Source organism: Spirochaetae bacterium HGW-Spirochaetae-1 (assembly GCA_002839375.1).
Taxonomy (GTDB): Bacteria; Spirochaetota; UBA4802; order UBA4802; family UBA5550; genus PGXY01.
Genome location: PGXY01000014.1, coordinates 1 through 13,648, shown reverse-complemented (window position 1 = coordinate 13,648; position 13,648 = coordinate 1). Strand labels below are relative to the sequence as shown.

Annotated in this window: 10 protein-coding genes; 6 read left to right on the top strand and 4 right to left on the bottom strand. The window is 45.4% G+C overall.

The window, feature by feature from the left end; genetic code table 11:
- The first annotated feature begins 4 nt into the window (after window positions 1-4).
- The 3 genes from CVV44_23360 to ybeY are packed head-to-tail and all read left to right on the top strand — an operon-like array spanning window position 5 to window position 3,701.
- A complete protein-coding gene (locus tag CVV44_23360) occupies window positions 5-967 on the top strand; it encodes a phosphate starvation-inducible protein PhoH (protein PKL35067.1) in 963 nt (320 codons plus the stop codon).
- Window positions 968-970: 3 nt separating this feature from the next.
- Complete coding sequence (locus tag CVV44_23355; protein PKL35066.1) at window positions 971-3,256, top strand: hypothetical protein; 2,286 nt, start codon at window positions 971-973, stop codon at window positions 3,254-3,256.
- Window positions 3,237-3,701 (top strand): rRNA maturation RNase YbeY, encoded by a 465-nt coding sequence (gene ybeY, locus CVV44_23350; protein ID PKL35065.1) that lies wholly within the window; start codon window positions 3,237-3,239, stop codon window positions 3,699-3,701. Before CVV44_23355 ends, ybeY begins: the two co-directional genes overlap by 20 nt.
- 9 nt (window positions 3,702-3,710) lie before the next feature.
- On the opposite strand, the gene CVV44_23345 is transcribed toward ybeY, so the two are convergent.
- Complete coding sequence (locus CVV44_23345) at window positions 3,711-5,462, bottom strand: phosphoglucomutase (protein ID PKL35064.1); 1,752 nt, start codon at window positions 5,460-5,462, stop codon at window positions 3,711-3,713.
- 353 nt (window positions 5,463-5,815) lie between these two features.
- Here CVV44_23345 and tilS point away from each other — a divergent pair, with 353 nt between their 5' ends.
- The 3 genes from tilS to CVV44_23330 all read left to right on the top strand — a co-directional run bounded on the left by tilS (window position 5,816) and on the right by CVV44_23330 (window position 10,223).
- Window positions 5,816-7,231 (top strand): tRNA lysidine(34) synthetase TilS, encoded by a 1,416-nt coding sequence (gene tilS, locus CVV44_23340; protein PKL35063.1) that lies wholly within the window; start codon window positions 5,816-5,818, stop codon window positions 7,229-7,231.
- A gap of 82 nt (window positions 7,232-7,313) precedes the next feature.
- Window positions 7,314-9,221, top strand: coding sequence for a cell division protein FtsH (locus tag CVV44_23335; GenBank protein ID PKL35062.1), 1,908 nt, complete (start codon window positions 7,314-7,316; stop codon window positions 9,219-9,221).
- A gap of 45 nt (window positions 9,222-9,266) precedes the next feature.
- Window positions 9,267-10,223, top strand: a complete 957-nt coding sequence (locus tag CVV44_23330; GenBank protein ID PKL35061.1) for a hypothetical protein — start codon at window positions 9,267-9,269, stop codon at window positions 10,221-10,223.
- A gap of 51 nt (window positions 10,224-10,274) precedes the next feature.
- Here CVV44_23330 and CVV44_23325 read toward each other — a convergent pair whose 3' ends face one another.
- From CVV44_23325 to CVV44_23315, 3 genes are read right to left on the bottom strand one after another with little or no spacing between them, the layout of a single operon-like run.
- A complete protein-coding gene (locus CVV44_23325) occupies window positions 10,275-12,383 on the bottom strand; it encodes a DNA helicase RecG (protein PKL35060.1) in 2,109 nt (702 codons plus the stop codon).
- Window positions 12,370-12,678, bottom strand: coding sequence for a hypothetical protein (locus CVV44_23320; GenBank protein ID PKL35059.1), 309 nt, complete (start codon window positions 12,676-12,678; stop codon window positions 12,370-12,372). Before CVV44_23320 ends, CVV44_23325 begins: the two co-directional genes overlap by 14 nt.
- Window positions 12,679-12,702: 24 nt before the next feature.
- Window positions 12,703-13,428, bottom strand: a complete 726-nt coding sequence (locus tag CVV44_23315; protein ID PKL35058.1) for an adenylyltransferase — start codon at window positions 13,426-13,428, stop codon at window positions 12,703-12,705.
- Window positions 13,429-13,648: the final 220 nt, after the last annotated feature.

Genomic DNA, 13,648 nt, shown 5'->3' with positions numbered 1-13,648 from the left:
AGCGGTGGAGCATACGTTTGAGATAGATGATGTCTCTCTGTATAAAAAGCTGTGCGGGAACAATGACGCCAATATTCATATCCTTGAGTCCGTCCTGGGCGTGGAGATCATTCCCAGGGGGAACACTCTCATCATCTCGGCGGCTAAAGACGGTCCGGAAAAAACGCTCCAGGCGCTCCATCTTATAACCGATCTGCTCCACGACCGGGAAGCCTCTTATGAACTGAGCGAGTTCGACCTGCGCTATCTCGCCACGGCCGTACTCGAGGGAAAGAAGATACGTTCCGACGACATCAACAGGCTGAAGATCACCATAAATGAAACGGGGAAGGTCATTGTTCCCAAAACCCTGAACCAGGCCCGCTATGTTTCGTCCATTCACCAGGGCGATGTTGTTTTCGGCGTCGGGCCCGCCGGAACGGGAAAAACCTATCTTGCCGTGGCCCTGGCCCTGCACTTTTTTCTGAAAGGAAAGGTCGAGCGTATCGTTCTCACCCGGCCTGCAGTCGAGGCCGGGGAGAGCCTGGGTTTTCTGCCCGGCGACCTCATACAGAAAATAAATCCCTATCTCCGTCCTCTTTACGACGCGCTATTTGAGTTTCTCGGATTCGAGAAGGTGTATAAACTCATTGAACAGGGGAAAATAGAAATCGCGCCCCTGGCCTATATGCGGGGCCGGACTCTGAACAACGCTTTCATAATACTCGACGAGGCTCAGAATACGACGCGCTCCCAGATGAAGATGTTTCTGACCCGCCTGGGCAATAAATCGAAATTCGTAATAACAGGCGACATTACCCAGATAGACCTGGATAAACCCCGCGAGTCGGGACTCCTGCATGCCATGAAAATCCTGTCGGCAATACCCCAGATAGAGTTCATCGTCTTCGCAAAACAGGACATTTCCCGCCATCCCGTTGTTGAAAAAATAGTTGCAGCCTACGAGGCAAAAGTGCATAGTGAATAATCTATGAAAATAGTATCGCAAAACACCGCCGACAAGATATCCCGTGTCTTCATGGACAGGAATATCCGCTATTCCATGGCCGGCACATTGGCAATCATTATAATTGCCACGGTTCTGCTAGCCCTGAACAATACGGGCGCTACCTATGAGTACAACATCGGCGATATCTCCACGGAGGATATCCGCGTTCCCAAGGACATACATTACCGGAAAGACGAAGATACAGAGATAAAGAAAAAGCGCATCGCCGAATCAATTCCCATTGTTTTCGACCGCGACTCGTCGGTCCTCATGGAGCGTATAAAACTGACGGGCATCCTGTTCAACACCATTATCACCACACTGAAGGACAATCCCGTTATCGGCACCGATGACCTCACGTTCCAGCTCATGGCCCTGAAGTCCAGGCTTCCGCGCTATCTCACATATAACGATGAAATACTTCTTCAGCTGCTCAGTTACGGCGATCCCGTTGAACTGAACAAAACCGTGACGAGAATTCTCATATACATTTACGATAACAAGGAAATGAGTATTCTTGAATCCCCGTACATCAATCCCCTGAAGCTCCAGAACAAAAACGTATCCATACGAATAATCAATACCGGCACTGAAACCGAAGAAATTTCCGGAACCCTTGACGACCTGTACACCATTCATGACATGAAAAAAAGGGTGTATACCATCGGCTATTCCATTGCCCCCAATATGCCGCGGAAAACGCTCAATGCCGTTACGCAGATCATCGTGGCCGGTTTGAAACCCAATACATATTTCAATGAAGAAGAAACACAGCGGCGCATCAACGAGGCTATGACCGGTGTCAAGCCCGTCATGGGCCTGCTCAAAAAGGGACAGACCATTGTCAGGGAGGGCGACACCATTACCCTGGAGAGCCTGGGGAAAATCAGGATTCTTAACAATTACGCTGAATCTTCAAATGTCAGCTATATAAGCGGCATATTTCTGCTCCAGATTATCTTTGTCGTAATCATGGGATTTTTCCTTGTCGAATATAACAGCATCCTCATTCCCGACAAGCAGGGAGCCATTGTAATTTTTTCTCTTCTTTTCCTGTACATGCTGTATTCATACATGGTGGCCAGGAACGAGGTGCTGAACAATGTCAATATAACCTTTGCACTGCTCCTGCCTATTCCCTTCGTTACCATGATGATAGCGATCCTGTTCAATATTTACATGGCCATGATAATCGGACTGCATGTTGTTTTTTTCAGCACGCTTATCCATGGCGGCGACCTTGTCACCATCATTCTGTCAGTGAGTTCCGCAATCCTGGGTGTCTTCGTCAATTACAATGTCCAGCGCAGGACGGATTTTCTCCGCGGCGGCCTCATACTGGGAGTCATCAATTCCCTGGTTATCATCGCGGCGTACCTCATCCAGGAAATACCGGCAATAATCATGTTTAAAAACGTACAGCTGGCCCTGGCCCACGGCATACTCAATTCAATTCTTGTCCTGGGGATATTTCCCCTCTATGAAAGCATCTTCGGAATCACCACAAAATTCAAGCTCCTGGAGCTGGCTGACCTGAACGCCGAGATATTCAAAAAAATGCTTGTTGAGGCTCCCGGAACCTATCACCATTCCCTGCTGGTGTCAAACATGGCAGAGACGGCCTGCAAGGACGTACATGCCGACCATCTCATGGCCAGGGTAGGCGCTTTTTATCATGATATAGGGAAGATAGAGGACGCAGGAATGTACATCGAGAACAAGGTCACCGATCCCCGGGCCAAGACCCTGTCGCCGAAGTATTATTCCCAGCTCATCATATCCCATATAAACAAGGGAGTAAACCTGGCCAGGAAACACGGACTCCCGCCGGCGGTCATAGCATTCATCAAGGAACACCACGGAAAAACCACTATGACCTATTTTTACCACAAGGCCCTGGAATCCATGACCGATGACGAAAACAGCGAGGAAATCAGCAAGGTGGATTTTCAGTATCCCGGCCCCCGACCGCAATCCAAGGAATCGGCGATTGTCATGCTGGCCGATTCGATCGAAGCTGCATCGCGGTCGATCCAGGAGCCGACGCAGGCCAAGCTCGAAGGCCTGGTGAGGAAAATCATCTACAATAAACTAAACGAGGGCGAGCTGGAAGATACGGACCTCTCCATGGCCGACCTCAATACAATACAGAAATCATTCCTGAGCATCCTGAACGGCATATACCACACCCGGCTTGAATATCCCGACGCAGAGGAAGTTAAAAGCCTGGAAAAGAAACTGGAGAAAAATGGCCAGAAGAAGAATTGAAATATTTACGGAGAATATCGAACTTCCCTACGGAAAAGTGACGGCCCGGTTCCTGAAGAAAATCCTTTCGACCTCCTCGGATATACTCGGACTTGATAAAGTCGCAATTTCTCTCATTGTCACCGATGATGCTTATATACGGGAAATAAACCGGGCTTACCGCAAGAAGAACAAACCTACGGACGTGATAAGTTTCGCATACCGCGAGGACCCCTTTCCCGCAGTCAATACGGCCATGGAGGAACTGGGAGACATATACATTTCGGCGGAGCGCGCCATGGAGCAGGCGACTGAGTTCGGCGTAACACTGAAGGACGAACTGACGCGGCTTATAATCCACGGTCTTCTGCATCTCGTGGGATATGATCACGAGAGATCGAAAAAAGACGAGAAAATAATGGAGCGTAAAGAAGAAGAGATGTTCAAAGCAGTCTCTTCTTCCTGAAGGGCGCTATCACATCGATTCCACCTTGGCCAGCAGTTCTTTCTTCAGCATGTCAATCTGTGTATAGAGATCAGCCTTGTCCTCTTTCAGCATTCCCCGCGAAGTCTTTTTCTTGACACTGAAATAGAACTTGATTTTCGGTTCTGTCCCCGATGGGCGCATGGTTATAACTGTTCCGTCGACGAATAAAAACTGCAGTACATCGGATGAGGGCAGGTCGGTGAGGATTGTTTCATCGCCGGTAATGAGGTTCGTTACGGTTCCCGATTTGATGTCACGGAATTCCTTTACGGCTCTGCCGCCAAAATCCTTGGGCGGCGCCTGGCGGAAGCTTTTCATGATATCTCGTATTCTTTCCAGTCCATCCTTTCCTTTCAGGGTGAGGGAATGCAGGTCTTCCAGGTACAGGCCGTATTTCAAATATATTTCATCGAGCAGATTGTGAAGAGTTTTTCCCTGCCGTTTAAGCCAGTCGGTCATTTCCGCGAAAAAATAACATGAACTCACGGCATCCTTGTCTCTCACGAAGGGAACAGGGAGGTATCCGTAACTCTCTTCGCCGCCGAAAAGGAATGTTCGTGAATTATCCGCATCGAAATCCTTCATCCTGGCGGCTATCCATTTAAATCCCGTAAGGACATCAATGATTCCGCACTGGAAACTCGATGCCACTTCTCTTTGAAGCTCCGTTGTAACTATGGTCTTAATGACCGTGGCGCCGGCGGGCAGCGTGCTGTCTTCCCGGCATCTCGCCAGAATGTAGTATTCAAGCATTGTTCCTATCTGGTTTCCATTGATAAGGGTATAATTCCCTGAAGAGTCCTTGAAAGCGACTCCCATGCGGTCCGCGTCGGGATCGGTGGCCAGAACAATATCGGCCCCGATTTTTTCAGCCATTTCTATGGCCAGCGACATGGTCTCTTTCTCCTCGGGATTGGGAGACTTGACCGTGGAAAAATCGGCATCGGGTATGGATTGCTTTTCCTCGAGATGAATGTTGTTGAAACCGAAGTGGCGAAGCACTTCCGGGATGACGGAATATCCGCTGCCATGAAGGGGTGAATAAACGATGCTAATATCTGAACTGGTGGACGTACGGTGAGTATACTTCTCTAGCTGCCGTATATATGATTCGGTAATTTCGTTATTGATGACGGTAATAACGCCCCCGGCAGCGCCGGTGTCAAAGTCCATGCGCCTGATCTCGGAGATGGAATGGATTTTTTTTACCTCGTCAATGATATTTTTATCATGGGGAGGAACGATCTGGCCGCCGTCTTCCCAGTACACTTTGTAGCCGTTGTACTCGGGTGGATTATGGCTGGCCGTTATGACGACCCCGGCCATGGCGCCGTATTCACGAATGGCGAAACTGCCAAGCGGGGTGGGGGTTATGTCATTGAAGTAATAGACCTTTATGCCGTTAGCCGCCATGATGGCCGCTGTTTCTCTGGCAAAAACATCGGACATTCTACGGGAATCGCGGGCTATAACCACGCCCTTGCTTTGCCCCTGGTTGGCGATAATGTAATTAGCCAGGCCCTGACTTGCCATGCCTATGGTATAGACGTTCACACGGTTTGTTCCTGCACCGATAATACCGCGAAGACCGCCGGTGCCGAATTCCAGATGGGTGTAAAATCTGTCTATAAGTTCCGTTTCATTTTTAGTGTCAACAAGCGATTGAATTTCATCGATGGTTTCCCTGTCAAAGGGTTTCCTGGTCCAATCCTTGATATGATCAGAAATCTCCTGATTCATTACAGTACCTCATGCATGGTTGACGAAAAAAAGAAATATTTAAGCAACAATTCAATGCGGCCGTTAAAAAGAGATGATCCTGAAATACCCATAACAATTGCAACACTTTTTCCTGTTATTACAATAAGGGAACCTGTATATTAATTATATGACTGTTCCCTTGTGGTCGCAAACATTGGAAAACCTAATTTTTATAAGTGCCCATAATGTATACATCAACTCATGTAATATATATAAAATATGAATGCCGGAACATTAAAAAATTATAATAGACAGAAAATAACCGCATGAAATATGATTTATTCATGACCTGGCGGTAAAGATAATTTATCACACAGGGAAGAGCCGCTGACATGCATGATATTATAAAAAAAGTAATTAATTTTGTCGAAGGAGAACATCTCCTTGCTTCCGGAGACAGGGTACTCCTGTCCTGTTCGGCAGGAAAGGATTCAATGGCGATGCTCCATCTAATGGCCGGGCTGCGGGATATCCTTGATGTCGAACTGGGCATATTTCATTTGAATCATCTTATGCGCGGTGAAGCATCGGATTTTGATGAAAAGTTTCTTGAAGAAAGGGCCCGGTTTTATAAGATCCCCTTCATGCCCGAAAGGTTTGATTTCAAAAAGCGGCGTGACCCCGGATATTCCTTTGAAGAACAGGCGCGTAAAATCCGCTATGCGCTGGCGCAGCAAACGGCCGACCGCTATCATTATACGAAAATAGCAACGGCCCACAGCAAAAACGACAATGCTGAAACACTTATGATGCGGATATTGTCCGGGACGGGAATCCACGGCCTGCAGGGGATTCATGCCTCGAGGGATATGATAATACGGCCGCTACTGACAATTTCATCGGAAGACATTGTTCGTTATCTGGAAGAGAATGGTCTTTCCTGGAGAGATGACGATTCAAATGCCGACAACGGTTATCTCCGCAATCACATGAGAAATGTGATACTTCCTGTTATACGGGAAAGATATCCCGCCTTCCTGGACTCTCTTCATACAATGAGCAGGCAGGCCGGGGAGCAGATCAGACTTACCGACAGGCTCATTGCTGAAAATTACGGTCAGCTCGTGGAGCAGGATAATGAAGGCATAACCCTGTCGACGTATAAAATTGACGACGACCGGGTTCTGTTCAACCATGTGCTGTCATCTGTCATAAGACGTCATGCAGGCCCCTATGTCAATTCGGGAATGCTGAATGAAATATGGAAGAAGTACAATACGGGGAAATCGCATATGATCCTGTATAAAACCGGAGATATACGTATGAGAAAATTTCCCGGTGAAGCGGGAAAACTCATCAGGATTGAAAAAGCCGGACAGTCGTTATCTTCATCACAGCAATGGATCTACCCCGTGGAAATTGATGAAACGGGTTGCAGGACACTGGGGATTCCCGAAGCGGGAATTGAGGTTGAGATATTTTTTTCGGATTTTGACTATTTCGAAGAAAACAGGTTGGACAAAAACCATATTTTTGTAACAATTAGCAGCGACGACACTACATTCTATATCAGGAACAGGAGAAAGGGCGACAGGATACATCTGGGATCGGGAACAAAAAAAATTAAAGAACTCTTTATTGAAAAGAAGCTTGACAATGAAAGCAAGAATTGTGTCCCTTTACTCATATTTGGCGCGCATATTGCCGCTGTAATGACAGGTTTTACCACAGGATTTCAAAACCGGATTTCCATTGACCATATGATCAATGATGGTTCAAATAAAATCCTTGTTATTCGCAAAATGTAACATGATATTGACAGTTACGACTCGAAATCACGCCTGTCAGCTCCCCTCCGGTTTAAACGAGAGTACACATTAGGAGAATATAATGAACAAGACTGTAAAACAGATTGCACTTTTCCTGTTGATTGGAATGCTTATACTGGCCATATTCCAGGTCAACCAGTCGGGAAAAACAAATAAATTTATCAATTACAGCGACTTCATAAAAAAAGTCGAGAATAAGGAAGTTGGTAAAATCACTATTGAAAATAATCGGAAAATTATAGGATATTATCGAGAAACCGCCATAAAAACTGAAAAGCCCGAATCGCGTGGATTCGGCTCACGCACTGAAAAACATGACTTTGAAACATCAATCCCCTATGAAGATTCCAATCTCATTAAAACCCTGCTGAGCAACAATGTCGTTGTGGAAGGCAAGGATGACGACGATAATTTCTGGCTGAAAGGAATTCTGAATTTTCTTCCCTGGCTTTTGTTTTTCGGATTCATCTGGTTTCTCATGATCAGGCAAATACAGTCCACGGGAAATAAGGCTCTCTCTTTCGGTAAAAGCAAGGCCAAGTTGAATCCTGAAATGAAGACAAAAGTAACATTCGATGATGTTGCCGGCGTTGATGAGGCCAAAGTTGAGCTTCAGGAAATAATCGAATTTCTGAAAGAGCCCAAAAAATTCATTAATATCGGCGCTAAAATACCTACGGGCGTTCTGCTCATGGGCCCTCCGGGGACAGGAAAAACTCTTCTTGCTAAAGCAATAGCCGGTGAGGCCGGTGTTCCCTTCTTCTCAATCAGCGGCTCGGATTTTGTTGAGATGTTTGTCGGTGTGGGAGCTTCACGGGTGCGCGATCTCTTTGACCAGGGGAAGCAGAGTGCTCCCTGCATCATATTCATCGACGAAATTGACGCCGTGGGAAGGCTGCGCGGAGCAGGGCTTGGCGGCGGTCACGATGAGCGTGAACAGACCCTCAATCAGCTCCTGGTTGAAATGGACGGCTTTGAAACAAATGAAGGTGTAATAATCGTTGCAGCAACTAACAGACCCGATGTACTCGATCCGGCCCTGATGCGTCCCGGCCGCTTTGACCGTCAGGTTGTTGTTGACAATCCCGACGTAAAAGGCAGGGAAAAAATCCTTGCTGTTCACACAAAGAAAATACCCCTTTCAAAAGAGGTCGACCTCAAGATAATCGCACGAGGCACGCCGGGGTTTACCGGTGCAGATCTGGCCAACCTGGTAAATGAAGCCGCTCTCCTGGCAGCACGTAAAAATAAAAAGCGTGTGAACAAGGAAGAGATGGAAGAGGCAAAGGATAAAGTCCTTATGGGGCCCGAAAGGAGATCCATGCTCATTAATGAAAGGGAAAAGAAGGTAATCGCCTATCATGAAGCGGGGCACACCATCCTTGGAATGCTGACTGGTACGGATCCTGTTCACAAGGTGACGATCATTCCCCGTGGAAGAGCCCTGGGACTCACCATGTCTCTTCCCGAAGAAGACAGGCATATACATACGCAATCATACTGGCTTAACCAGATAAAACACCTCTTCGGCGGTCATATAGCGGAAGAACTGATATTTGGAGAAGTCAGCACGGGCTCATCCAATGACATTGAACGAGCCTCGGATATTGCGAGAAGAATGGTCTGTGAATGGGGCATGAGCAAAAAGATGGGTCCCCTTACATTCGGAAAAAAGAACGAGCAGATATTTCTCGGACGGGAGATTTCCCAGCACCGTGATTATAGTGAAGGCACTGCCGCGGCAATTGACGAAGAGGTAAAAACCATAATAGAAAAAAACCGCGCCGAGGCCAAAGAAATGATTGAGCAGAACATGACGGCGTTTAAAGAAATGGCCGAGTATCTCATCGAACGGGAAACTCTCGATTCGGAAGAAATAAAGTTGGTAATGAAAGGAGAAAAACTTCCGCCCGTTTCCAACGGGAAAAAGATTGATCTCGTAACGCCGTCGGATCAAAAAGAAGAGTGATATGCTATTGCTTAACCCTTTTACGTTACGTAAAAAGGACGGATGATGAAAGATATCGATGATTTACTTTCAGATATAGATGACGGTGAATACAGGGGCCTCGGGGATTTAGCCGATGCTGATGAGGCCCCTCCTGATAATGATAGTACCGCAGCCGATGAAAAAGACGGAGATGAATTTGATGTGGCAGAGGATGATTCCCCCGCACTGGATTCGCCTGACAACCAGGCATCGGCCATATCCGGCGGAGAGGAGAACAGGGAAAATCCGATTCAGCCCGGACTTTATAACACAATGACCTTCAGCGTCAGGGGCACCCAGCCCTGGAATACCGGCGCTCCCTATATCATGGACATATCCCTTGAAAATCTTGATCAGGATATGGAAAAATTATCCAGATCATTTTTCTTCATACAGGAGCCCCTGGAAGCAAGCGTGCTTGATGAAGAACTTAAAAGAACAATGATTATTTTTATGAAAAAGAAGTACGGTATTCTTGATACATACTCCGATTTCATTGATCGCATAATAATCAAGGAAATGGAAGATGTGGTTTCTTTTTTCGAAACCGGTGAGAATAAACACCTTCTTCTCTATCATTGTGGACCTGAAACCATCCACAATATTTTGCAAACGTATATTCAAGAGAAGCATATCGGAGATTGCTATTATTATCTGCCTGACAGACGAGCGAAAAAATTTATCCCTCATGAATATCTGAAGCAGAAGATTCTCAACTGGTATGAAGAAAATGTCAACACTCTTCAGCTTGATTTTGACAGTATGACCCTTTACAAGTCAATCAGGCAGACAATCCAGAACCGATACCTTGAACAAAAAAAGAAATTTAACCAGGCAATGGATCAGGTTAATATCAAAGCAGGAAATGACCGTCATATTACGCCTGCAGAACTTTTAAAAAAGAAGGGTGATATGTGGTTTACTTCTTCACAGAAATGTGTGTATAGAAGATTTTTAGGCAATCTCAGCATCGACCACTGATCCAGTACGGTAAGAAAGAATCATAATTGTTTAAGAAAATAAAATGTTTTCTTAAGAAAGTATTTCAAGAATCCTCTTTTTCCTTATGCCGTCCAGTATCCGTTCGTAACTGTTTTGTTTGATAGCGTTCAGTGTTTTATCAACGTCCTGAATATTCTGCATTTCTCTCTGCACTTCCACCCTGGCATGAGTAATTATTTCCATATCATTGATCAAATCCGTGAACTCAAAATCGGCATCATGTCCATGCTGCTTAATGCCGGTTATATGTCCAGCTCCCCGAAGCTTAAGATCCTCTTCCGCAATGATGAATCCATCATCGGTTTCAGTCATAATATCAATCCGTTTTTTACTTTCAGCGGGTACATCATCGGGATACACGAGAACACAGAAGGATTGGTGATCGCCTCTGCCGACTCTTCCGCGCAACTGGTGCAGTTGGGAGAGGCCGAATCTTTCAGCGTGTTCTATCACCATAACACTGGCATTGGGAACATCGATGCCGACTTCAATTACCGTAGTGGAAACGAGTAAATCGATCTTTCCCTCCCTGAAGGAGTTCATAATCCGTTCCTTCTCGGCAGACTTCATTTTTCCGTGAAGAAGGGAGATCGTTTTATCCGGGAATATTTTTTGCGATAGAAGATTGAAAACTTCCTGTGCTGATTTCAGATCAATTTTTTCGGATTCTTCAATAAGGGGCAGAACATAGTAAATCTGCCTGGACTGATCCATATACTTTTTGAGAGAATTATACACTGATGGCAGACGCGACTCGGGAAATGCCAGGGTTTTAATTGGAATACGGTTTGCCGGTTTTGTTCGTATCGATGAGAAATCCAGGTCTCCGAAGAGCGTCATTGATAATGACCGGGGGATCGGTGTGGCCGTCATAATAAGCAGATGAGCATCATTCCCCTTTCGCCTGAGCAGGGCTCTCTGGTGGACACCGAAACGGTGCTGCTCATCGATGATTATCAGTCTTAGATTTTTAAAAGCAACGGATTCCTGTATCAGCGCATGGGTGCCTATGACAATATCAATGCTGCCGTTCTCAAGCTTTTCATAGAGGGTCCGTTTTTCCGACAGACCCAGACTGCCCGACAGAAGGGCGCACCGTACATGTTCGGGGACCAGTTTCACGATTGTCTGGAAATGCTGAAGCGCCAGGACCTCTGTCGGGGCCATAAAGGCGACCTGGCATTGGGCCTCAACGGAAAGAAGTGACACGGCCAGGGCTACAACCGTTTTTCCTGATCCCACATCCCCCTGAAGCAGCCTGTTCATCGGATAAGGGGATAGCATATCATTCCGGATCTCCTCAATGCACTTCAGTTGATCACCGGTAAGCGGGAAGGGCAGGCTTGTTATAAAATCATCGCTGAGCCCTCTTTTGGTAATATAATGGGTTCCTTCATAGTGGGCTTTAATGTATTCTTTGGATAGTGAAAGATAGAATAACAGGAAAAATAATTCATTAAATGCCAGTCTTTTCCTGGCAGCCTCGGCTTGCTGAAATGAATCGGGAAAATGAATGGTCTGCAACGCTTCTCCGAGATCGAGAAGATTATTCCTCTGAATAATTTCCGACGAGAGGTTTTCCCGGATTAAGTGGGCGTGAATATCAAGGGCGTTTTTTATTATTCTCCTGAATCCACGTGAGTCCAGTCCGACACTCTTCAATGCTTCGGTGGAAGGATAGAGGGGTACAATTCTTCCCGTATTAATCCCTTTGGAACCGGATGAATAATCAAGGATATCGAAATCGGGATGAACGATCTGTTTGTATTTAAAAAAATTGATTTTTCCGGAAAACAGAACATGATCTCCCGTTGAAAAAATCTTTTGGAAGTACTGCATGCCGCCGAAAAAAATACCTTTCAATAAATCCGTTCCATCATCGATTGAGACTTCAAGAAATTTTTTCCTATGTCCTGCAACCTTGATGTCGATGATTTCCCCTGAAACTGTTACAATTTCATTCACGAAACAGTCTTTAATTGCCTTAAAGGATGAACGATCCACATACCTGCGGGGAATATAGTAAATTAGATCTTCAACGGTCTCAATTCCCGCATCGGTTCTAAGTATCTGTGATTTTTTGGGGCCAATCCCGGGCAGGGAAGCAATTCCGATATTCAGCACATCACTCCTCTTCAGCTATATACCATACTGAATTGGGAATCTGGACATATTTATTTTCTCTCGTGTAAAAATAGGTATAATTGTTTCCCGGCTTACTTGAAGTGATTTTCTGAACACCCGTCCATTTCTGAATAATCCTTCCATCAAAACCGAAAATGGTTATGGAGAGATTTTGCCCGGTTACTGTTTCGATCTTTCTCTGGAACATATTTCTCTGTTCATATGTAAAAAAATACCGGAAATAAATAAATGCTGATGCAACAAGAACAACAACAAGTCCCAATCCAATTAATTTAATTTTTATCGACATACATTTCTCCTTATGAAAAATATTTTACCCACAGACTTTACATCGTGGATTTTTTGTGAGCTGCATGGTTTCAATAGATGAATCAAGCCCATCCCAGAACAAGAGTTTATTTTTAAGCAATGTGCCATGGCCCGTAATGTATTTTATAACCTCCAGTGCCTGCATAGATCCTACTATTCCGGCTGTTGCGCCAATGACATTGGGTTTTTTTTTGTCATCCTTTTCCGGGAGGAAACAGGCAAGGCAGGCTGTTTCAGGAGGGGATATGAAAGTCAGCTGCCCCTGAAATTCAGCAATGCCGCCATGGACAAGGGGAATATTATTCTCAACGGCAAACCTGTTCAGGATTTGTCGCGTATTAAAGTTATCGAGGCAATCAACGATTATATCCGCTTCGCCAACCAGGGAGTGGACATTTCCAGTCGTTATTTTTTTTTGCAGAGGAATCAATTCTATCTCAGGATTAATATCATGCAGAGTTTGAAAAGCCGATTCGGTTTTATAAAGACCCAGGCGGTCTGTTTTGTGCAGTATTTGCCTGTTCAGGTTTGAAATGTCAATGATATCATAATCACAAAAACAAAGCCTGCCGATGCCTGCCGAAGCTAGATAATATAGAACCGGTCCGCCAAGCCCCCCTGTTCCTGCTACGAATACCTTGGAACTCTTTAGTTTCTCCTGGCCGTCACGTCCCCAGGTATTGATACCCATTTGTCGCTTGTAGCGGTTCAATTCATTATCAGTTAGCATTCTCCATATCCCTTTAATATTGCTAATATTCCTGAAATAAAATTAATAGGAATGGATGTGACCTAAAATGCAATTAAAATTTTAGGCGCAGTAATTGTTTTTAATCTGTCCATGGCTGGAAACAAGGCAGGATAAAAAAAGGGGGCCGTCTCAGAACAAAATTCTGGACGGCCTTTTTGTTATGTTGTTTTATCAACAAAAATAGATGATATATTTCCCC